This window comes from Micromonospora sp. WMMD734 (assembly GCF_049178975.1).
Taxonomy (GTDB): Bacteria; Actinomycetota; Actinomycetes; order Mycobacteriales; family Micromonosporaceae; genus Micromonospora; species Micromonospora wenchangensis.
The window spans coordinates 4,021,338-4,042,677 of record NZ_JBMHMK010000001.1; the positions used below are offsets into that span (position 1 = coordinate 4,021,338).

General features: G+C 73.2%; 18 protein-coding genes. 8 read left to right on the forward strand and 10 right to left on the reverse strand.

Annotated elements, in window-relative coordinates; translation table 11 throughout:
- Window positions 1–192: 192 nt before the first annotated feature.
- A complete protein-coding gene (locus ACN267_RS17015; RefSeq protein ID WP_421489112.1) occupies window positions 193–1,794 on the forward strand; it encodes a phytoene desaturase family protein in 1,602 nt (533 codons plus the stop codon).
- 42 nt (window positions 1,795–1,836) lie between these two features.
- On the opposite strand, the gene ACN267_RS17020 is transcribed toward ACN267_RS17015, so the two are convergent.
- Window positions 1,837–2,514, reverse strand: a complete 678-nt coding sequence (locus tag ACN267_RS17020; RefSeq protein ID WP_281899803.1) for a TMEM175 family protein — start codon at window positions 2,512–2,514, stop codon at window positions 1,837–1,839.
- Between the two features lie 169 nt (window positions 2,515–2,683).
- Window positions 2,684–4,225: a Rieske 2Fe-2S domain-containing protein gene (locus ACN267_RS17025; protein ID WP_204956888.1), complete on the reverse strand. Its 1,542-nt coding sequence runs from the start codon at window positions 4,223–4,225 to the stop codon at window positions 2,684–2,686.
- A 261-nt stretch (window positions 4,226–4,486) separates the two neighbouring features.
- On the opposite strand from ACN267_RS17025, the gene ACN267_RS17030 reads away from it, so the two are divergent.
- Complete coding sequence (locus ACN267_RS17030) at window positions 4,487–4,708, forward strand: DUF2631 domain-containing protein (protein WP_204956887.1); 222 nt, start codon at window positions 4,487–4,489, stop codon at window positions 4,706–4,708.
- Window positions 4,709–4,777: 69 nt separating this feature from the next.
- On the opposite strand, the gene ACN267_RS17035 is transcribed toward ACN267_RS17030, so the two are convergent.
- From ACN267_RS17035 to ACN267_RS17070, 8 genes are all read right to left on the reverse strand, one after another.
- A complete protein-coding gene (locus ACN267_RS17035; RefSeq protein WP_421489113.1) occupies window positions 4,778–6,019 on the reverse strand; it encodes a DivIVA domain-containing protein in 1,242 nt (413 codons plus the stop codon).
- Window positions 6,019–7,194 (reverse strand): 23S rRNA (adenine(2503)-C(2))-methyltransferase RlmN, encoded by a 1,176-nt coding sequence (gene rlmN / locus ACN267_RS17040; protein ID WP_204956885.1) that lies wholly within the window; start codon window positions 7,192–7,194, stop codon window positions 6,019–6,021. Before rlmN ends, ACN267_RS17035 begins: the two co-directional genes overlap by 1 nt.
- A 104-nt stretch (window positions 7,195–7,298) precedes the next feature.
- Window positions 7,299–8,570, reverse strand: coding sequence for a phosphatidate cytidylyltransferase (locus ACN267_RS17045; protein ID WP_421489114.1), 1,272 nt, complete (start codon window positions 8,568–8,570; stop codon window positions 7,299–7,301).
- 361 nt (window positions 8,571–8,931) lie between these two features.
- Window positions 8,932–9,489 carry a ribosome recycling factor gene (gene frr / locus ACN267_RS17050; RefSeq protein WP_204956883.1) on the reverse strand — a complete coding sequence of 186 codons (558 nt, stop codon included), beginning with the start codon at window positions 9,487–9,489 and terminating at the stop codon, window positions 8,932–8,934.
- An 86-nt stretch (window positions 9,490–9,575) separates the two neighbouring features.
- Entirely contained in the window at window positions 9,576–10,343 is a 768-nt protein-coding gene (gene pyrH / locus ACN267_RS17055; protein WP_239484643.1) for a UMP kinase, read from the reverse strand.
- A gap of 168 nt (window positions 10,344–10,511) precedes the next feature.
- Window positions 10,512–11,339, reverse strand: a complete 828-nt coding sequence (gene tsf / locus ACN267_RS17060) for a translation elongation factor Ts (protein WP_204956882.1) — start codon at window positions 11,337–11,339, stop codon at window positions 10,512–10,514.
- Between the two features lie 131 nt (window positions 11,340–11,470).
- Window positions 11,471–12,328 carry a 30S ribosomal protein S2 gene (gene rpsB, locus ACN267_RS17065; RefSeq protein WP_204956881.1) on the reverse strand — a complete coding sequence of 286 codons (858 nt, stop codon included), beginning with the start codon at window positions 12,326–12,328 and terminating at the stop codon, window positions 11,471–11,473.
- Window positions 12,329–12,725: 397 nt separating this feature from the next.
- Window positions 12,726–13,910, reverse strand: a complete 1,185-nt coding sequence (locus tag ACN267_RS17070) for a hypothetical protein (RefSeq protein ID WP_421489115.1) — start codon at window positions 13,908–13,910, stop codon at window positions 12,726–12,728.
- A gap of 233 nt (window positions 13,911–14,143) precedes the next feature.
- On the opposite strand from ACN267_RS17070, the gene ACN267_RS17075 reads away from it, so the two are divergent.
- From ACN267_RS17075 to ACN267_RS17100, 6 genes are all read left to right on the forward strand, one after another.
- Window positions 14,144–14,503 carry a YraN family protein gene (locus ACN267_RS17075; protein WP_421489116.1) on the forward strand — a complete coding sequence of 120 codons (360 nt, stop codon included), beginning with the start codon at window positions 14,144–14,146 and terminating at the stop codon, window positions 14,501–14,503.
- Between the two features lie 64 nt (window positions 14,504–14,567).
- Complete coding sequence (locus ACN267_RS17080; protein ID WP_281899812.1) at window positions 14,568–16,088, forward strand: YifB family Mg chelatase-like AAA ATPase; 1,521 nt, start codon at window positions 14,568–14,570, stop codon at window positions 16,086–16,088.
- Entirely contained in the window at window positions 16,085–17,257 is a 1,173-nt protein-coding gene (locus ACN267_RS17085; protein ID WP_421489117.1) for a DNA-processing protein DprA, read from the forward strand. Before ACN267_RS17080 ends, ACN267_RS17085 begins: the two co-directional genes overlap by 4 nt.
- Before the next feature lie 69 nt (window positions 17,258–17,326).
- Window positions 17,327–18,655 carry a serine hydrolase domain-containing protein gene (locus tag ACN267_RS17090; protein WP_421489118.1) on the forward strand — a complete coding sequence of 443 codons (1,329 nt, stop codon included), beginning with the start codon at window positions 17,327–17,329 and terminating at the stop codon, window positions 18,653–18,655.
- A 298-nt stretch (window positions 18,656–18,953) separates the two neighbouring features.
- A complete protein-coding gene (locus ACN267_RS17095) occupies window positions 18,954–19,958 on the forward strand; it encodes a tyrosine recombinase XerC (RefSeq protein WP_421490435.1) in 1,005 nt (334 codons plus the stop codon).
- Between the two features lie 83 nt (window positions 19,959–20,041).
- The gene (locus tag ACN267_RS17100; RefSeq protein ID WP_204956875.1) at window positions 20,042–21,226 is read left to right on the forward strand and encodes an aminotransferase class V-fold PLP-dependent enzyme; all 1,185 of its coding nucleotides are present in this window, start codon (window positions 20,042–20,044) and stop codon (window positions 21,224–21,226) included.
- Window positions 21,227–21,340 lie beyond the last annotated feature (114 nt).

Genomic DNA, 21,340 nt, shown 5'->3' on the forward strand with positions numbered 1-21,340 from the left:
GTATGCCTGTGGGTCATATTTATGCCGCTCAGGCATACCGGGTTCCGCGCCTGATGCTGCCGACACCCGCTCGCCCCGGGTCAGCCGGACCCCGGCCCGGGTCAGCAGGCCGACCCGGATCAGCCGGGCGGCCCGCAACAGCCGGTCGAGGCGGCATACTTCACGCCCCGCGCCGCACTAGGCTGCGCAGGCATGAGCGATGCGAGTGAGCTGCCGTCCCGCGCCGACGTCGTGATCGTCGGATCGGGGCACAACGGGCTGGTCTCCGCCGTCCTGCTGGCCCGCGCCGGGCTGGACGTGCTGGTGCTGGAGGCAGCGGAGGTGATCGGCGGGGCCACCCGCACCGAGAACCCGTTCCCGAAGGTGCCCGCGCTGCGCCACTCCACCGGGTCGTACCTGCTCGGGTTGATGCCGCCGGAGCTGCTCGCCACCCTCGACGTCCGGATCCCGGTGCTGCGTCGCGACCCGCACTACTTCCTGCCCACCCCGGGTGGGCCCGGTGCGCCTTACCTGCTGTTCGGCAGCGACACCACGGCGACCCGGCGGCAGCTCACCGAGTTCTTCTCCCCCGCCGACGTGGCCGCCGACGACGCGCTCCAGGCCGAGCTGGCGCAGCTGCGCGCCGACCTGGCCCCGGCCTGGCTGGCCGAGCCGCTGCCGGTGGAGCAGACCGCCGAACGCCACGTCCGCCCCGCCCTGCGGCAGGTCTTCGTCGACCTGGTGCGTGGTTCCGTCGCCGACTACCTGGCCCGCTTCGACTTCCGCTCCGAGCTGCTGGTCAGCATGTACGCGGTCACCGACGGACTGTCCGGCCTCAACGCCGGCCCCGACGACCCCGGCACCGGCCACAACTTCCTGGTGCACAACATGTGCCGGCTGCCCGGCGCGGACGGCACCTGGATGATCGCCGAGGGCGGGATGGGCACCGTCTCGCGTACCTTCGCCGAGGCCGCCCGGTCGGCCGGGGCGACCATCCTGACCGGTGCCCGGGTCGACGCCGTCACCCTGTCCGGGGGCGCGGCGTCGGGCGTCCGGCTCGCCGACGGTCGGGAGGTCGCCGCCGAGGTGGTGCTCGGCGCGTGTGACCCGTACCGGCTGATGGAGCTGGTGCCCGACGGCGCGCTGCCGGCGGAGCTGGGCGCGCGGATGGCGGCGGTCCGCCGGCCCGGCACCACCCTCAAGCTCAACCTGGCGCTGACCGGGCTGCCCCGCTTCTCCTGCCTACCGGCCGACGCGCCCAGCCCGTTCGGGTCCACCATCCACCTGCTGCCCGGGTCGGCGTCGCTGGTCGGGGCCGGCGGCGAGTCGCCGATGGCGGCGCTGCGGGCGATGTGGGCCGACGTGCAGGCCGGGCGGCTGCCCGACGAACCGACCATCGAGTGGTACCTGCACACCACCGTCGACCCGTCGCTGTCCGACCCGGCCGGGCACCACTCGTCGGCGCTGTTCGTCCAGTCGGTGCCCTACACGCTGGCCGGCACCGACTGGGACACCGCGCTGCCCGGCTACGTCACCCGGCTGGTGGAGATCTGCGAACGGTACGCCCCGGGCACCGGTGACCTGATCGCCGACGCGGTGCCGCTGCCGCCGCCCGGCATCGAGGCGCACTTCGGCATCACCGGCGGGCACATCCACCACGTCGACAACACCGTCTCGTTCACCGACCGGATGCCGTACGCCACCGGCATCGACGGGGTGTACGCGGGCAGTGCCGGCTGCCACCCGGCGGGCAGCGTGATCGGCGCGGCCGGCCACAACGCCGCCCGACGCATCCTCGCCGACCTGGGCCGCTGACACCCGCCCGGCCGCTGACACCCGCCCGGCCCGTGCCCCCGCTCACGTGGGGGCCGGGCGGGAGGACGGCAGGTCGCCCGGACCCCGGATCAGGTAGAGCCCGGTGAGCAGGAAGTACGCCGCGAGGCTGAGCACCGGGTCGACGAAGGAGATGCCGAACGCGACCACGTAGAGCACCGGACCGAGCAGGAACCGGCGGGCCACGGCGCGGGCCAGCCGGGGGTCCAGCCCCGGGTCGAGCAGCCGGCGGCGGCGGGCCCACCACCAGCTCAGGTTGAAGAACAGCGCCTCACCGAGCACCGTGCCCACGTAGAGCGCGGCGGTCAGCCGCTGGTCGGCGACGGTGCCCCGCAGGTTGTCGGCGAGCAGGCTGGCCGCGAACGGGATCGCCGCCACGAACAGCAGCAACAGCAGGTTGAGCACGAGCAGCAACTGGTCGACCTTGACCACGTACCGCCACATGTTGTGGTGGGTCAGCCAGACCTGCCCGACGATCACGAACGTGATCACGTACGCCAGGTAGGCGGGCCACTCGTGGAACAGCGCCCCGGGCAGATCCTGCCCCTCGGGCCGCTGCGGGCTGAGTTGGAGCAGCTCCACCGCCATCAGGGTGAGCACGATCGCGATCACCGCGTCGCTGAACGCCTCCACCCGCGACGCGTCCCGCTCCTTCTCCCGCCGCTGCCCAAACTCATACTCGTCCTCCCCCTCACCCCCCACCCCCCTCACCTCCCACCCTCCCCCCTCCATTGCCTGTGTCGATCATGGAGTTGTGGTGCCCGGGATGTGCCGGTTCAGGGCCTTTGTGGCCCAGCACAACTCCATGATCGCCGGAAACGGGGGTGGGACGGGGGTGGGGGACGGAGGGGAGGGAGGGAGGGGGAGGGGGTTAGGGGCGGGTGGCGCGGATCTTGTGGCCGACGCTGGTCAGGCAGCGGCCGGAGGGCAGGTCGAACTTCCAGCCGTGCAGCTGGCAGGTGAGCTGGTCGCCCTCGACGATGCCGAACCGGGTCAGGTCCGCCTTCAGGTGCGGGCAGCGGCGCTGCACCACCCAGTCGCCCAGGGTGACGTCCTCGGCGTCGACGGCCCGCTCGTGCTCGTCGTACCAGCCCTCGGCGTACTGGAGGCGCTCGGTGGACAGGCACTTGAAGAAGGCGTAGACGAACTCGTTGTACTGCCCGATCCGGGCCGCCGAGAACCGGCAGGACAGGAAGAGCGAGTTGACCCAGTCAACCTCGTCGATGTACAGCAGGTGCTCGATCAACGCCCGCTCGGTACGGAACCGGTACCGGACCTTCTCCTCGGCGTACGGCCGGACCTGCTTGCCCGGGAAGTCCACGACGATCGACTCGATCTCGGAACCGTCGTAGCCGACCAGGTCGAAGCGGACCGGGCCGCCGACCCCCTTGGCCAGGTAGATCGACTCGTCGAGCAGCGGCTCGATCCGGCGCTTCATCCCGGCCAGGACATCGATCTCGGGGTGCCGCCAGGACGCCTTCTCGGCCTCGATGACGCCGCGCTTACGCTCCCGCATCTCCTCCAGGTGGGCCTTCTTGTTGGCGAAGAACTCCTCGACCGGCTGCGGGTGGGTGGTGGTCGCGCCGGAGGTGGTCACCTCGGCGACGCTGCCCGGCAGTAGCACGATGCCGTTGGTGCCGCCGACCTTCGCGTACTCGGACAGGAACACCGACTGGTCCGGGAAGATATTGCCCTCGTCGCCGTGGATGTCGTTGAACTGCCACAGCGCGTCGTCGAGGAAGCACGGCGGGCCGGCGATCGGGAAGACGTGATCGGCCTTCAGGTCGTCGATGTAGCGCCAGGTGCGGTCGAACTGCCGTTCCCGCTTCTGCTTGCCGAACGCGGTCTTGGCCGCCTGCGGCAGCTCGTAGACCATCGGGTACCAGATCGCGCCGGAGAACTGGAGCAGGTGCGCGTGCACGTGGCCCAGCTCGGCGAAGACGGTCAGGTCGGTGGGGCGGGCGTCGTTCTGGTTGAGCAGGCGGACCCCGTCGTACTCCACCCAGAGCGACGAGTCGCCGATCGGGCCGTCGGTCGGGCTGGTCAACGCCTGAATCATGATCTTCAGGCCGCCGTCCAGCTCCACCACCTGCTCGTTGGGGGCCCGCAGGAACTTCGTGAAGCCCAGCGCCCGCAGCTCGTCCTCCATCTCGGAGGTGGGGAACTCGGGCAGCAGGACGGTGGCGTCCTTACTCACGAACTCGCGCAGGTGCTTGGCGTCGAAGTGGTCCCGGTGCAGGTGCGACACGTACAGGTAGTCGACCCGGCCCAGGGTCTCCCAGTCGAGCAGGGAGTTGTCGGGGAACGGGAACCACGAGGCGAAGTAGGCCGGATTGACCCACGGGTCGCACAGGATGCTGCCCGCAGCCGTGTCGATCCGCATGCTGGCGTGTCCCGTACCGGTCACTCGCACCGCAGTCCCCCTCAAACAGACAATCAAGGTGTACGTCAGAACGCTACCGGAGGCAGTGTGGTCGACGGCCCGCGACGCCGGTAGAGCCGACCCGCCCCACCGGGAAGGGGTCCATCGGCCCGGGTGCCGCACCGGCCAGCCGCCCACCCGGTCGCGTGGTCCTGCGCCGCACCGCGCCCCCAGCAGGGCGGACCCCGCACCGGGCCCGGGGCGGGGCGTGCCAGACTAACCGGAGATCCGATCGCGAGGGAAGGACCGACAGTGGCAGGAAGCGAGCCGGTAACCGCGCCAGATCAGCACAGGCCCGGGCACCGCAAGGCCGGGCGGATCGGCGCGGTGCTCTCCGCGTTGGCGCTGCTGGCGATGCTGTGCGGCAACCACGAGGGCAAGGTCGAGGAGATCTGGCTGGTCGGCCTGGCGGTGCTGTTGCTGGCGATCGTCGTCGGCGACGCCGTGCTGCGTCGCAGCGGGCTGCGCTCCTGACGCACCGCCCCCGCAACGCCACGAGGGCCCATCCCCGGCCGGGGATGGGCCCTCGTCACGTGTGGTGGATCACCTGCCGAAGAGGATGTCCTGCACGTCCTTGAGCGCGGCGTCGACCTCGGCCTCGAAGTAGCCGCCCGGCACCAGCGGAAAGCGCAACGTGTCCAGGTCCTTCGGGTTCACCGGCATCTGGTTGCGGCCCTGCATGCCCCCGAGCAGGCTCTCGAAGAACCGGTCCACCTGGTCCGGGTCGTACCCGCTGCCGAACCGGCGCACCTGGAAGCTGCGTCGGATCTGGTCGACCCGGTACAGCTCGCTGCCCGGCGGGCCGGCCATCGGCGGGCCCACCATCGGCGGGCCACCGACCGGCGGACCCATCGGCGCGGGCGGGCCACCCAGCGGCGGACCACCCAGCGGCTGCGGCGGCATCGGCGGCGGGCCCACCGGACCCCGGCCACGCATGTCCCGTGGGTCGCGCTCAAGCATCCGGTCCCGCTCGGGCATCCGGTCGTGCTCGGGCATCCGGTCCAGCATGCGGTCGTGCTCGGCCATCCGGTCCGGCATGCGGTCCCGCTCGGGCATCCGGTCCCGGTCCAGCATGCGGTCCCGCTCGGGCATCCGGTCCCGGTCCGACATCCGGATCTCGGCGGTCATGTCGGCGCGGCCGTGCCGACCCGCCTCGAACCCGTCGAACCGCTGCTCGTCGGGGGGCCCGTAGCCACTGCCCGGACCGGCCGGCAGGCCACGCGGCGGCGGACCGCCGTGCCCCATCGGCCCACCCGGACCGGGGCCCATCGGCCCACCCGGACCGTGCGGCCCACCCGGACCTGGCCCCAACTGGCCGCGCGGGGCGTCGTAGCCGCCACGAGGGGCGTCGTAGCCACCGGCGAAGGCACCCGTCGGCTCGTCGTAGCGGCTGCCGTAACGGTCGGGCGGGCCGGGCTGCGCCGGCATGGCACGCGGCGGCATCGGCGCTGGGGCCGGCGGGAGGCCCCGGTGGTCGTCACGCATCGGCGGGGCGAGTCGGTCCGCGCCGCGTGGGTCGGCACCGCGGCCACTCGGGGTGGACCGCTCCTCCAGCTCGGCCAACTGCCGCTCCACCCGGTCCAGGTGCAGGTCGACCTGCCACTCGTCGTAGCCGTTGAAGCGGACCCGGAAGACGACGTCGTGCACCTCCTGGGAGGCCACCGGAGCACCGACCGGCTGACCGGCGAGGGTCGCCTCAACCCGATCCAGGAAGGCGTCGACCTCGTCGACCTTGTAGCCCCGGCGGAGCGCCTTACGCCGGAAACGCTGACCCTGACTCGCCACTATGTCTCCTGGTCTCGTACCGCTACGCCCGGTCGCGCCCCACGCGCCGCCTCGCTGTCACTGTCCCCCGCCGCAGCCAACTGCCCGCACGCACCGTCGATCTCACGCCCCCGGGTGTCACGCACCGTGGTGGACACGCCGGACTCGCGTAACCTTCTGACGAACTCCCGTTCCACCGGCTTGGAGCTGGCGTCCCACCGGCTGCCCGGCGTCGGATTGAGCGGGATGAGGTTGACGTGCGCCGACCGACCGGCCAACAGGCGTCCGAGCAGGTCGGCCCGCCACGGTTGATCGTTCACGTCCTTGATCATCGCGTACTCGATCGACACCCGGCGCCCCGTCGTCGCCGCGTAGTCCCACGCTGCGTCCAGCACCTCGGCTACCTTCCAGCGCTGGTTGACCGGCACGAGTTCGTCGCGCAGCTCATCATCGGGCGCGTGCAGCGACAACGCAAGGGTCACCGAGAGGTCTTCGCTGGCCAGTCGGCGGATGGCAGGCACCAGGCCGACCGTGGAGACGGTGATGTGACGCTGCGACAGACCCAACCCCTCGGGGGCCGGCGCGACCAGCCGCCGGATCGCCGTGACGACCCGGGAGTAGTTGGCCAACGGCTCACCCATGCCCATGAACACGACGTGCGACAACCGGGGCGGCGACCCGGCCACCGCGCCCGAGGCGGCGACCCCGGCCAGGTAGACCGCCTGGTCGACGATCTCGGCGGCGGACAGGTTACGGGTCAGCCCGGCCTGGCCGGTGGCGCAGAACGGGCAGGCCATCCCGCACCCCGCCTGGCTGGAGATGCAGACGGTCACCCGGTCCGGGTAGCCCATCAGCACGCTCTCCACCAGCGAACCGTCGTGCAGCCGCCACAGCGCCTTGCGGGTGGCGCCGTCGTCGCAGGCCAACTCGCGGACCGGGGTGAGCAGCCGGGGCAGCAGCGCCCCGGCCAGCCGGTCCCGGCTGGCCGCCGGCAGATCGGTCATCTCGGCCGGGTCGCGGACCAGCCGACCGAAGTAGTGGTGGGAGATCTGCCGGGCCCGGAAGGCCGGCTCACCCAGCTCGGTGACGAGCGCCCTGCGGCCCGGCAGATCGAGATCGGCGAGGTGCCGGGGCGGCATCGCCGGGCGGCGGCCGGGGGCGTCGGGGTCAACGGGGATCACAGGCAGGCTCGTCATGGCTGGTCCAGTCTGTCACGCCGTGTGCCGCAGCCGCCCGGCCGGAGGTGCCGAATCGACAGCCACCGCCGGGACCGCCCGGGTGGTACGGCGTGATTCATCCCTCAGCCCACCACCGGAACGAGGACCGCCAGCAGCAGATAGGCGGTGGGTACGGCGAACAGAATCGAGTCCAGCCGGTCCATCAGCCCCCCGTGCCCCGGCAACAGGCTGCTCATGTCCTTCACGCCCAGATCCCGCTTGATCATGGACTCGGCGAGGTCGCCCAGCACCGCCGCCACCGAGACCGCCATGCCGAACAGCGCGCCCCACCAGGGAGCCACGTCGAAGAGCAGCCAGAGCAGCAGGGCACTGCCGACAGCCGCCGCGACGAGCGAACCGGCGAACCCCTCCCAGGACTTCTTCGGGCTGATCCGCGGCGCCATCGGATGCTTGCCGAAGTTCGCCCCGGCGGCGTACCCGCCGGTGTCGGAGAGCACCACGCCGACCACCGTGACCAGCACCCGCAGGTGTCCGTCGCCGGGGGCAGCCGCGAGCAGCGCCGCGAAACCGCCCAGGAACGGCACGTAGACAGCGATCAGGGTGGCCGCGGTGATGTCCCGTTGGAAACCGGCCGGGCCGTCCCCCAACCGCCAGATCATCGTGCCCAGCACGGTGACCAGCAGGCCCAGGCTGAGCGCATCCGGGCCCGCGAACCAGGCCAGCCCGATGGTGAGCACGCCACCGGCGAGCAGCGGCACCAGCGGCGGACGGGCGCCGCTGCGCCGCACCGCGCGGGCCATCTCCCAGATGCCGACCCCGATCGCGGCGGCCAGCACGGCCAGGAAACCGGGGAGGAAGAAGAACAGCGGCACCAGGACCAGCGCACCGAGCCCGAGACCGACCCCGATCGCGGCCGGCAGGTTGCGTCCGGCCCGGCCGGTCGACGGCTGCGGGGTGGCCGGCCGGTCGGCGCTGGCCCGCCGCCGCCCCGGGGACCGCCGGCCGGGCGGCGGCTCCGGCGGGTCGGCGTCGTCCCCCGGCCGGGCGGCGTCGTCGCGGACCGGGACGAACGGCGAGGTGGGCGCGGCGTCGTCGCGGACCGGCGTCAGGTGGGCGGTCGGGGCGTCGTCGTCGCGGACCGGGGGCAGCTGCGAGGTCGGGGTGTCGTCGGCGAACGGCCGGCCGGCCGCCGGATCGTACGGACCGTCAGGCGACTCGTCGTGCCGACGCACGGGGGGCCGGGGCGGGGCCTGCGGCACCGCGGACAGCTCGGTGCCTGACTGCCGGGGGGACCACGGTTCGACCTCCCGGTCCGGCCAGGGCAGCGCCGGGGGACTGTCGGACCGCTCCCAACCACGGGGCTCGGTGCCGCTGTAGGGGTCGAGGGGGGACATCACGTGCCGGACGACGGTACGAGTGCCACCACATGACGCAAGACCACAACCATCCCCTACCCGCGTGACAACGTCGGTTGACCGGCCCGACGGCCGGTCGATCCCCGCCGTTCACCGCCCGGTGGCCGGGAATCGTGCCGAGCCTACTGCACGGGCCGGCCGGGCACGGTGGACGCCGGGCCCGGCGGCCAGCGGTGGCGTCCGTGCCGCCCGACCGACGCCCCGTGCCGTCGGCCCGTCACCGCACGGAACCGGTGGGCCCCCGCGTGGTCCCCCGCCGGCCGGTGCCCCTCGACGACGACGGCACCGGAGCGACGCCGCCGTGAGGCGGTGCCGCGCCGGTGCCGTGGCAGCCGGGAGGTCAGACCTCGAGCAGCTCCGACTCCTTGTGCTTGACCAGCTCGTCGACGGTGGCGACGTACCGCTGGGTCAGGTCGTCGAGTTCCTTCTCGGCGCGGCGGCCGTCGTCCTCGCCGACCTCGCCGTCCTTGACCAGCCGGTCCAGCTCTTCCTTGCCCTTGCGGCGGATGTTGCGGACCGCCACCTTGGCTTCCTCACCCTTGTGCCGGGCCACCTTGATCATTTCGCGGCGGCGTTCCTCGGTCATCTGCGGGAGCAGGATGCGCAGCTGGTTGCCCTCGTTGTTCGGGTTCAACCCGAGATCCGAGTCGCGGATCGCCTTCTCCATGGCGTTGATCTGCGAGTTGTCGTACGGCTTGATGATGACCATGCGCGGCTCCGGCACCCCGATGGACGCCATCTGGGGCAGCGGGGTGGGCGTGCCGTAGTAGTCGATGACGACCTTGGAGAACATGGCGGCGTTGGCGCGACCGGTACGGATGGCGCCGAACTCCTCCTTGGCGTGCTCGACCGCACGCTCCATCTTTTCCTCGGCCTCGAGGAGGGTGTCGTCGATCACCGGTCTCCTCGCCTCCTTCTGTTGCTCGTCGTGGGCTGATCTGCTGATCTGGTGCGGAGGACCGCTGCGGTGGCCGGCGGGATCGGTCAGGCGGTGATCAGCGTACCGATCTTGTCGCCGCCGACCGCCCGGATGATCGTGTCCTCGCCCTGGGCGCCGAAGACCAGCATCGGCAGCCCGTTCTCCATGCAGAGGCTGAACGCCGCCGCGTCGGCCACCCGCAGGTTTCGCTGCAACACCTCGGAGAAGGTGATCGAGTCGAACTTGCTGGCGGCCGGGTCGATCCGGGGGTCGGCGCTGTAGACGCCGTCCACGCCGTTCTTGCTCATCAGCACCACGTCGGCGCGGATCTCCAGTGCCCGCTGGGCGGCCACCGTGTCGGTGGAGAAGTACGGCATCCCGGCACCGGCCCCGAAGATGACCACCCGACCCTTCTCCAGGTGCCGGATCGCCCGCAGCGGAATGTACGGCTCGGCGACCTGGGCCATCGTGATCGCGCTCTGCACGCGCGTCTCGATGCCCTCCTTCTCCAGGAAATCCTGCAACGCCAGGCAGTTCATCACGGTGCCGAGCATGCCCATGTAGTCGGCGCGGGCCCGGTCCATGCCGCGCTTCTGCAACTCCGCGCCGCGGAAAAAGTTGCCGCCACCGACCACCACGGAGACCTGCACACCACGGCGGACCACGGTGGCGATCTGCCGGGCGATGGCCTGCACGACGTCGGGGTCGACGCCGATCGCCCCACCGCCGAAGACCTCACCGGAGAGCTTCAGCACCACCCGACGGGCACGGCCGGGCGGCGGCGCCGTCGGGTCGTCCGCCTCCAGGCTCCGGTCGTTCACAACCTGCGTCATCCGCCCCGCCCCTCCCGCGCGCGCGTCGACCGCGCCGCGTCACCGCGTACCTGCCCGATGCCGACCCTATGTGACGAGGAGGCCGCGGTGCCTGTCGCGTACACCAGCGGCCTCCTCGTCGACGTTGCGTGCCCGTCCCGGCGCGCAACGCGCCCGGACGGTGGCGGCTCAGGCCTGGCCGACCTCGAACCGGACGAAGCGGGTCACCTCGATGCCGGCCTCGGTCAGCACCTGCTTGACGGTCTTCTTGTTGTCGGAGACCGACGCCTGCTCGATCAGGACGTAGTCCTTGAAGAAGGCGTTCACCCGGCCCTCGACGATCTTCGGCAGGGCCGCCTCGGGCTTGTTCTCCTCGCGGGCGGTCTGCTCGGCGATGCGCCGCTCGGACTCGACGACCTCGGCCGGCACCTCGTCGCGGGTGACGTACTTCGGGCGCATCGCGGCGATCTGCATCGCGGTGCCCCGGGCGTCGGCGTCGGCGGCCTCGTCGGACTTGCCGGTGTACTCCACCAGCACGCCGACGGCCGGCGGCAGGTCCTGGCTCTTGCGGTGCAGGTAGACCGCGACGGTGCCGTCGAGCTTGGCGAAGCGGTTCAGCACCAGCTTCTCGCCGATCTTGGCGGACTGCTCCTGGATCAGGTCGGCGACGGTCTTGCCGTCCAGCTCGGTGGCGAGCAGTTCCTCGGCGGTGCCGACGCCGCTGCGCTCCCCGTGCTCGACCAACTGCTGGGCCAGCGCGACGAACGCGTCGGTCTTGGCCACGAAGTCGGTCTCGCAGTTGAGCTCCAGCAGCGCCTTGCCGGAGTGCGCGACGAGGCCGTTGGCGGCGGTCCGGCCGGCCCGCTTACCGACGTCCTTGGCGCCCTTGACGCGCAGGATCTCGACGGCCTTGTCGAAGTCGCCCTCAGCCTCGGTGAGCGCCTTCTTGCAGTCCATCATGCCGGCGCCGGTGAGGTCGCGGAGCTTCTTGACGTCCGCGGCGGTGAAGTTGGACATGACTCTCTCTTCGGTGTTGAGACTGCGGTGGGTGGTCTGAGGTGGCGGGCAACCCGGCCCCGGGGCCGGAGCTGCCGGCAGTGACCGCCGCATCCCGCCGCCCGAACCGGCGGCGGGATGCGGCGGCGCGGTCACTCGGCGGCGGCGGTGGCCGGCTGCTCGGTGGTGACGGCGGGCTGCTCGGCGGCAGCCGGCTCCTCGGCCTTCTTCGGCTCGAGCAGCTCGCGCTCCCACTCGGTCAGCGGCTCGTCGCTGCCGACCTGGCCCTCCGGCTTCTCGTCGCCACCACGACGCCGGCCGGAACGGGCGATCAGACCGTCGGCGACGGCGGCGGCCACGACCTTGGTCAGCAGCTCGGCGGAGCGGATCGCGTCGTCGTTGCCCGGGATCGGGAAGTCGACCTCGTCCGGGTCGCAGTTGGTGTCCAGCACCGCGATCACCGGGATGCCCAGCTTGCGGGCCTCGTCGACGGCGATGTGCTCCTTCTTGGTGTCGACGATCCAGACCGCGGCCGGGAGCTTCTGCATGTCCCGCAGACCACCGAGGGTCTTGGTGAGCTTGGTCTTCTCCCGGAACAGCTGAAGGGTCTCCTTCTTGGTGTAGCCGGCGGCGGTGCCGGTCAGGTCACCCAGCGCCTCCAGCTCCTTCATCCGCTGCAGCCGCTTGTACACCGTCTGGAAGTTGGTCAGCATGCCACCGAGCCAGCGGTGGTTGACGTACGGCTGACCGACCCGGGTCGCCTGCTCGGAGATGGCCTCCTGAGCCTGCTTCTTGGTGCCGACGAACAGGATGCTGCCGCCCTCGGCCACCGTGTTGCGCACGAAGTCGTACGCCTTCTCGATGTAGTCGAGGGTCTGGCGCAGGTCGATGATGTAGATGCCGTTGCGCTCGGTCATGATGAAGCGCTTCATCTTCGGGTTCCAGCGCCGGGTCTGGTGCCCGAAGTGGACACCGCTCTCCAGCAGCTGACGCATGGTCACGACGGCCATGGTGGGGTACTCCTCAAGATCCCTGGTTGTTCCGCCCGACCGGTGGCCGGGCGTCCTGGCGCCTGGTCGCCGGCCATGGTGGGCCCGACGGGATCGGGACCAGGGAGGCCGTCGCCCCACGACGAGACGTGGGGAGGGCACGCGAGGTCGACCGCGCAAGGCGGTCGCCAAGAGCCCAGTGTACGCCCCCACCCCGCCACCCGGCCCCGGGCTCCCCTCCGGCGAAAGGACGGCCCCGGCACGGCCGGCTGGTGGGCCTGTTTCCCCCCGCATCGACCGGTCCCGGCAGGTGGGCCTGTTTCCCCCGCATCGACCGGTCCCGGCTGGTGGGGTATGGGCGGGCTTCCCGCGCACCGGCCGGTCCCGGCGGTGGTGGCACGCCGGACGGTGCAGGGGGTCAGCGGGCGGCCAGTGCGGCGGCGACGAAGAGGACCAGCCCGACGGTGAGGTAGGCGGTCGGCGGGCGCAGCCAGCCCCGGTCGCCGTCGGCCATCGCCAGCCCGCCGGCACGCAACCCGTACAGGCCACCGGCGAAGATCGGCAACCCGACCGCCAGGAAGATGCCCACGACGACGTGTGACACCGGGACCGGATCGCCGGTCAGGCCGTGCAGCAGCACCCGCAGTGCCGGGATCTCGAAGACCAGCACCGACAGGCCCAGCAGCGCCGCCAGCGCCGGCCGCCGGGTGCGGTAGACGCCGTCGGAGGCCGGCCCACCCGTCCGGTACGCCCCGTCGGGGCCGGCCACGCCGTCGGGACGGGGCACGACCGGCGTCATCGGGCCGGTCGGCACCTCCAACGGGGAGGGCTCGGCCGACCGGTGCGGTTCGACGATCGGATAGTTGCCCAGCGCCGCCGGCCGGGCCGGCTCGGAGCCGGCCAGCGGACCGGCCCCGCCGACCCCCAGCACGCCGGAGTCGGCGGCGAACCGACCCGTGCCGCCGTCAGCCGCGCCGAGCCGACCGGCACCACCCGACCGGCCCGGGTCGCCGCCACCCCGGTCCACCCCGGGGCCGGTCAGCAGGCCCGCCCCGGTGTCACCGGCGCCCCGTACCGGGAGGCCACCGAGCGCCCCGACACCGGTGTCGCCGCTCGACCGGGCCACGCCGAGCGGGCCGGTCCCGGTGTCACCCACGCTCCGCCCCAGGCCGGTGTCCGCCAGACGGCCGGTCCCGGTGTCACCGATGCCCCGGGGCGAGCCGCCGAGCGCTCCCGTGCCGGTGTCCCCGAGCGGACCGGAGTCGGCGACGCCGGCCTCGCGGGCGGCCCGTCGACCCACCCGGTCGGTGGGAAGTTCGCCGGATACCTCCGGTTCGTCCCGACGGAGCCGGGTCGGCCGGTATCCGGCGGAGTCGCCCCCACCGTCACCCAACGGGTCGGCCGCGTCGAAGCGCCCCGGATCGAGGCGGTTCGCGTCCGCGTACCGGCCCTCTTCGGCGGCCCGCTGGTCGGGTGTGCGCAACTCGTCGTACCGGCGCACCCCGCTCGCCGTCCGCCAGTCCGGGTCGTCGTATGCGCGGTCCCGGCCGGCCGGGTACCAACGCGACTCCTGATCTTCGGGGTAGCTCCGTCGTGCGTCCACGTCCGGCACCGTATGCGACCGACCCGTCCGACGCCATTCGCAGGTCGGGCCGCTCGGCAGGACCGATCGGACGGATCATCCCCGGTGGCCGGCCCACCCCGGAGCAGGGCAAATCCGGGTTTCCATAGCACGTCGCGACCTTGATCGTCCGTTCGTCCACAGGCCCCCGGGTTGTCCACAGCCGGGACCACGGGGGTCGCGTCCCGCCCACCACCACCCGGACCCTGGCGGTCATGACCAACCGGAACCAGGCGATCGGCGCGTACGGCGAACGGTGCGCCGTACGCCATCTGATCGGGGCCGGGCTGCGCCCGGTGGCCCGCAACTGGCGCTGCCGCGCGGGCGAGATCGACGTCATCGCCTGGGACGGCCCGGTACTCGCCTTCTGCGAGGTGAAGACCCGCCGGGGGGACACCTACGGCAGTCCCGCCGAGGCGGTCGTCCCGGCCAAGGCCCGACGGTTGCGCGGGCTCGCCGTCCGCTGGTTGGCCGAGACCGGGACCACCGCCGACGAGATCCGGTTCGACGTCCTGGCGGTTCGGCTGCCATCGGCCGGGCCGGCCCGGGTCGAGCACCTCAAGGGGGCCTTCTGATGACCGGCGGGAGCCGGGACGACGACCGGCGGGCCGGCGGGTGGGTCCGGTCGGGGGTGGCACGGTGAGCTACGCCAAGGTGCTCGGGGTGGGGTTGGTCGGCGTCACCGGTCACCTGGTCGAGGTCGAGGCGGACCTCTCCCCCGGGCTGCCGGCGGTGGTCATCTCCGGGCTGCCGGACACGGCCCTGCACGAGGCACGGGACCGGGTCCGGGCGGCCGTGGTCAACTCGGGGCAGCGCTGGCCCAACCGTCGGATCACCCTCAACCTGCTGCCCGCCACGCTGCCCAAGTACGGCTCGGCCTTCGATCTGGCCATCGCGGTCGCCCTGCTCGGTGCCGCCGGTGAACTGCCGCTGCTGCCGGTGGAGGGGGTGGTGGTGCTCGGCGAGTTGGGGCTCGACGGGACGGTCCGGCCGGTCCGTGGCGTACTGCCGATGGTCACCGCCGCCGTGCGCGCCGGGCTGGACCGGGTGGTCGTACCGGTGGGCAACGCGGCGGAGGCGGCGGTGATCCCCGGGGTACGGGTCCGCGCCGTCGACACCCTGCACCGGCTGGTGGCCTTCATCCGGGACGGCACTCCCTTGCTCGAACCACCCCCACCCGGCCCCGTCGAGGCGGTGGCCGGGCCGGATCTCGCCGACGTCGCCGGGCAGGGCCTGGGCCGACGCGCGGTGGAGGTGGCGGCGGCCGGCGGACACCACCTCTCCCTGCTGGGGCCACCCGGTGCCGGTAAGACGATGCTGGCCGAGCGGTTGCCGTCGATCCTGCCGGAACTCGACGACGCCGCCGCGCTGGAGGTGACCGCGCTGCACTCGATCGCCGGCATCCTGCCCCCCGACGGCCGGCTGCTGCGCCGTCCACCGTTTCAGGCACCGCACCACTCGGCCACCGTGGCGTCCCTGGTCGGCGGCGGCTCGGGACTGGCCCGGCCGGGGGCGCTGTCGCTGGCGCACCGGGGTGTGCTCTTCCTCGACGAGGCCGCCGAGTTCAGCAAGGCCGCGCTGGAGGCGTTGCGGCAACCACTGGAGAGCGGGCAGGTGCACCTGACCCGGGCCCGGGGCGGCACCCGGTATCCGGCCCGGGTCCAGTTGGTGCTGGCCGCCAATCCCTGCCCCTGCGCCCGGCCCGGGGGCGACACGCTGTGCGAATGCAGTCCGCTGGCGCGCCGGCGGTATCTCGGCCGGCTCTCCGGTCCCCTGCTCGACCGGATCGACGTACAGGTCAGGGTGCTGCCGGTGCGGGCGGCCGAGCTGATGGGCACCGACCCGGACGGTGAGCCGTCGGCGGCGGTCGCCGCCCGGGTGGCGGCGGCGCGCGGGGCAGCCGCCGAACGGTGGGCTGCGGTCGGGCACCGGCTCAACGCGGAAGTGCCCGGCCCGCTGCTGCGCCGCCCACCGTGGCGGCTCGCCGCCGGGGCGACCGCCGAGTTACGCGGTCGGCTCGACCGGGGTTCGCTCTCGGCCCGGGGCTTCGACCGGATCATCCGGCTCGCCTGGACGATCGCCGACCTCGACGGCCGGACCCGGCCCGACCGTGACGACGTCCGGGAGGCCATCGGCCTCAGAACAGGGGAGGAAGCGTGACCAGCATCGAGGACCTGCACGCCCGGGTGGCGCTGACCTGGCTGGCCGAGCCGGGCACCCGGTCGGTCCACCAGCTGGTGGGTCGGCTGGGTGCGGTGGACACCCTGGAGCTGCTGCTCGACGGTGGGGCGCCCGACGACACGTTGCGGGCGACGGTGGCGGCCCGGCTGGAGGCCGGCGACCCCAGGGCGGTGGCCGCCGAGGCGGTGGCACTCGTCGACCGGCTCGGCGCGCGGATCGTCTGTCCGACCGACGACGAGTGGCCCACCCCGCTGGGTGACCTGGAACGGCTCGAACTGCCCGGGGCGACCCGGAAGGTCGACCGGGAGACCGCCCCACCGCTGTGCCTGTGGGTACGCGGTGGATGGCCGCTGGCCGAGGTGCTGGACCGCTCGGTCGCGGTGGTCGGCGCACGGGCCGCCACCGGGTACGGCGTGCACGTCGCCACCGAACTCGGGTACGGCTTGGCCGACCGGGAGTGGACGGTGGTCTCCGGCGGCGCGTTCGGCATCGACGCTGCCGCCCACCGGGGCGCGTTGAACGCCGGTGGGGTGACGGTGGCGGTGCTGGCCTGCGGGGTGGACCGCCCCTACCCGATGGGCAACTCCGCGCTGTTCGACCGGATAGCCGAGACCGGCCTGCTGGTCAGCGAGTGGCTGCCGGGTGCCGAGCCACTGCGTCCCCGCTTCCTGGTCCGCAACCGGGTGATCGCCGCCGGGACCCGGGGCAGTGTGCTGGTCGAGGCGGCCGCCCGCAGCGGAGCGGCCCAGACCATGCACCGGGCGATCGCCCTCCGCCGTCCCTCGATGGTGGTGCCCGGCCCGGTCACCTCGGCGCTGTCCGTCGGCGCACACGAGCTGCTCCGCGAGTACGGGGACACCCGGCTCGTCACCGGGCTCGCGCACGTGCTGGAGGAGGTGGGCCGGATCGGAGTCGACCTGGCGCCGCCCGCCCGGGGTGCGGCCCGCCCGACCGACATCCTCGACGACGAGGCGACCATGGTGCGCGAGTCGATGCCCCGACGCGGCACGGTTGGCGCGGACGTGCTCGCCGCCCGGGCCGGCGTTCCGGTCCGGACGGCGTTACGCAAACTCGCCCTGCTGGAGGAGTTGGGCCTGGTGGCCCGCCGGGACGACGGCTATGCCCTCACCCGGCCCCCGTCACGCTGAGGTGGAGGCGACGGATGCCACCCGAAGGTGCCACCCCGGTGGACGGGTTGGAGTGCGATGATCGCTGCCGTGTCGATTCCCCGTCGTTCCGTCCTCGGTCTCGGGTTCGCCGCCGCCCTCGGGCTGACCGGCTGCGCGCAACACCCGCCCGCCGGGTCGGCCGGTTCCTGGGCCACCCCCTCCCCCGGTGACGGCCCGCAGGGCGGACAGGGCGCGGCGGCCGGCCGGCCGGGGGCCGCCGCCCGGGGTGCCGCCCCGACCGCAGCGAGCAAGCCGCGCACGCTCACCGTGGCGCTCCAGCGTTACCTCCAGCCCACCGCCGAGAACCCGAAGCATCCGACGTACGCCGGGGCGGTGGTGCTGGCGACGACCGACGGCGAGCCGACCGACCACCTGGCCGTCGGTGAGGCGCTGCGCTACGACGCCGGGCCGGTGCTGCTGCCGGCGGCGAAGCGGGTCGCCATGCGCCCCGACTCGATCTTCGATCTGGCCTCGCTCACCAAGGTCTACACCGCGATCCTCACCCTGCAACAGGTCGACAGTGGCCGGATCGATCTGGACGCTCCCGTGGTGCGGTACCTGCCCGGGTTCACCGGCGTCGGCAAGTCCACCGTCACCGTGGCGATGCTGCTGGCCCACACCAGCGGCCTACCGGTCGGGGCGAAGGTGACCGGCTACTCGACGATGGCGCAGCGGTGGCAGGCGGTGCTGGCCACCCCGCTGGTCAGCGGTGCCACCCCGGGCACGGTGTTCCGCTACTCCAGCGTCGGTCTGATGGTGGCCGGGAAGATCGTCGAGCAGGTCACCGGGCTCACCCTCGACCGGGCGCTGAAGACCTACCTGACCACCCCGTTGGGGCTGCGCTACACCGGGTTCAACCCCAACACCTGGCTCAGCGCGGCCGACCGGGCCAACCGCCTGGTCGCCACCGACGCCCGTTCCTCCCGCGGACTGCTGCGGGGTGTGGTGCACGACGACGTCGCCAACCACCTCGGCGGGGTCGCCGGCCACGCCGGGATCTTCGCCCCCGCCGGGGAGGTGGCGGTCATCGGGCAACTGCTGCTCGACGGCGGCAGCCACGGCGGGAAGCGCATCCTCGCGGAGAACACCGTCGCCCGGATGCTGCGCAACGCCAACACCGGGTTGCCCGCCGTCGACCCGGACCGGCCGGGACGCACCTCCGACCACGGCCTCGGCGTGGTGCTCAACCAACCCTGGTTCATGGGCAGGCTCGCCCGACCCGCCACCTTCGGGCACACCGGGTTCACCGGCACCTCGTTCCTGGTCCAGCCCGACCGTCGCCGGGTGCTGGTGCTGCTGACCAACCGCGCCCACCCGAACTGGAGCTGGGCCGACCCGGACCCGGCCCGGGTCGCCGTGGCCGACACGTTCGCCTGACCGCAGGTCGGCGTCGGTGCCGCCCGCTCGCGCATCCCGCCGGGCGGGCCGCTGCAAGGGAATCCGCACCTGCCCGGCGGACGGACCGGTCTCCGGTGGCCACCGCCGGGAACCTGGCCGGGTCCGGGCCTGTCGCCACCCGTGGTCGTCCGTAAGCTGGCCCGATGGACCCGGACGACCGCGCGGTGACAGGACGGCGACCGTCGATCCGCCGACGCAGGGCCGTCCCGGCCGGGACGGCGCGGTGAGCCGGGACGGCGCGGGGACCCGGGCCACCCATCAGGCGTTGCCACCGGCCATGCGGGACGCGGTCGACGGGTTCGCCGCGCACCTGGCGCAGGTACGCAACCGCTCCGCGCACACCGTCCGGGCGTACGTCGCCGACCTGGTCTCGCTGCTCGACCATGCGGTCCGGATGGGCTGCACGGCCCCCGCCGACCTGGATCTGGGCGTGTTGCGCAGTTGGCTGGCGAAGCAACGGACCACCGGCGCGGCATCCAGTTCGTCGGCCCGACGGGCCGCTGCGGCGCGTACCTTCAGCGGCTGGGCCCACCGGTCCGGCCTGACGGCGACGGACGTGGCCGCCCCGCTGGCCACCCCGAAGACGCGGCGGGAACTGCCTGTGGTGCTTCGCGCCGACCAGGTCGCCACCCTGGTGGAGGCACCGGGCCGGGACCGGTCCGCCGCCCCGGGCCACGACGGCGGTTCCCCGCAGCACAGGTCCCCGGGCGACGGGCCCGGCGGGCCTGGTCACTCCGGTGCCGGCGGGCCTTCGGCGCAGGTGGACCCGGCGGACGAGGCGGTCCTGGTACGTGACCGGGCGCTGCTCGAACTGCTCTATGCGACAGGCGCGCGGATCAGCGAGGTGTGCGGTCTGGACACCACGGACGTCGACCGGGAACGTCGGGTGATCCGCGTCCTCGGCAAGGGCAACCGGGAACGGACGGTCCCGTACGGGTTGCCGGCGCAGCGGGCGGTCGACAGGTGGTTGGCGGCCGGCCGACCCGAACTGGCCGGTCCGGACTCCGGGCCGGCCCTGTTCCTCGGTGCCCGGGGCGGGCGGCTGCACCCGACGATGGCCCGGCGGATCGTCGCCGGGTACGCGCGGGCCGCCGGGTTACCGCCGACCAGCCCGCACGGGCTCAGGCACTCGGCGGCCACCCATCTGCTGGACGGCGGGGCCGACCTGCGGGCGGTGCAGGAGCTGCTGGGGCACTCGTCCCTGGCGAGCACCCAGATCTACACCCACGTGTCGGTGGAACGGCTCCGCGCCGCCTACCGTCAGGCCCACCCCCGGGCCTGAGCGCCCCGCCGGCCGCACGCGGGGTGTGGTGAGCGGCGACGATCGGTCCGGCCGCCCGGCGGGGTGCGGGCTACGATCGCCCGATGAGCGTCCCGACGCCACCCGAGTCGATTCCCGGGGCCCGACTGCTCTTCACCCTCGACCCCTCGGTCAGTTACCTCAACCACGGGGCGTTCGGTGCGGTGCCGCTCAGCGTGCAGCGCACCCAGCAGCGGCTGCGCGACGAGATGGAAGCCAACCCGCAGCGTTTCTTCGGCATGGCGCTGGTCGAACGGTTCGCCCACACCCGACGGCACCTGGCGGCTTTCCTCGGTGCCGATCCGGAGGGCACCGCCCTGGTCGGCAACACCACCACGGGGGTGGCCGTGGTGCTCCAGTCGCTCGGCCTGCGCCCCGACGACGAGGTGCTCGGCACCGACCACGGGTACGGCGCGGTGAACTACTCCGTCGCCCGGGAGTGCCGTCGCACGGGCGCGACCACCCGTACCCTGCACCTGCCCCGGTTTGCCACCGACGCGCAGATCGTGGACATCGTTCGGGCCGGCCTGCGGCCGGGGCGTACCCGGTTGCTGCTGGTCGACCAGCTCACCTCGGCCACCGCCCGGGTGCTGCCGGTCGCCGCGCTGGTGGCGGTGGCCCGGGAGCACGGCATTCCGGTCCTGGTGGACGCCGCGCACGTGCCCGGGATGCTGCCGGTGCAGGTCGACGCGATCGGGGCCGACTTCTGGGTGGGCAACCTGCACAAGTGGGGGTTCGCCCCGCGCGGCACCGCCGTGCTGGTCGTCGCCCCGTCGTGGCGGTCGCGGATCGAGCCGTTGGTGGTGTCCTGGCAGCAGGCCGAGGGTTTCCCGGGCAACGTCGAGTGGCAGGCCACCCTCGACTACACGAGTTGGTTGAGCGCCCCGGCCGGTCTCTACGCGCTGCGCAGCCTCGGCATCGAGCGGGTCCGGGAGCACAATGCCGCACTGGCGGCGTACGGGCAGCGGGTGGTCGGGGACGCGCTCGGGGTGGCCCCGACCGACCTGCCCGACCCGGGCGGGCCGGGGGTGGCGATGCGGATCGTGCCGTTGCCGGCGGGTGTCGCCGGCACCCTGGAGGAGGCTGCTGCCCTGCGGGGCCTGATCGCCGAACGCCTCGCCGCCGAGGTCGCGGTGATGGCCTGGCACGGGCGGGGTTGGCTGCGGCTGTGCGGCCAGGTCTACAACACCCCCGACGAGTACGAGCGGCTCGCGGCCCGACTGCCGGCGTTGCTGGCCGGGCGGGGCTGAGCCGACGCCGGCGGAGCGCCGACCGCACCGGCAGGGTGCCGCGTCGTCCCGCCGGGCGACCCCGTCCGGCCCGGCACCCCATCGTCGACCACCACCGGTGGGGGCGGGCGCGTC

Coding starts and splice junctions, on each gene's coding strand:
- ACN267_RS17015 (WP_421489112.1), top strand. CDS start 193: ATGAGCGATGCGAGTGAGCTGCCGTCCCGCGCCGACGTCGTGATCGTC.
- rlmN (WP_204956885.1), bottom strand. CDS start 7,194: ATGACGAGCCTGCCTGTGATCCCCGTTGACCCCGACGCCCCCGGCCGC.
- ACN267_RS17045 (WP_421489114.1), bottom strand. CDS start 8,570: ATGTCCCCCCTCGACCCCTACAGCGGCACCGAGCCCCGTGGTTGGGAG.
- pyrH (WP_239484643.1), bottom strand. CDS start 10,343: ATGACGCAGGTTGTGAACGACCGGAGCCTGGAGGCGGACGACCCGACG.
- tsf (WP_204956882.1), bottom strand. CDS start 11,339: ATGTCCAACTTCACCGCCGCGGACGTCAAGAAGCTCCGCGACCTCACC.
- rpsB (WP_204956881.1), bottom strand. CDS start 12,328: ATGGCCGTCGTGACCATGCGTCAGCTGCTGGAGAGCGGTGTCCACTTC.
- ACN267_RS17075 (WP_421489116.1), top strand. CDS start 14,144: ATGACCAACCGGAACCAGGCGATCGGCGCGTACGGCGAACGGTGCGCC.
- ACN267_RS17095 (WP_421490435.1), top strand. CDS start 18,954: ATGCGGGACGCGGTCGACGGGTTCGCCGCGCACCTGGCGCAGGTACGC.
- ACN267_RS17100 (WP_204956875.1), top strand. CDS start 20,042: ATGAGCGTCCCGACGCCACCCGAGTCGATTCCCGGGGCCCGACTGCTC.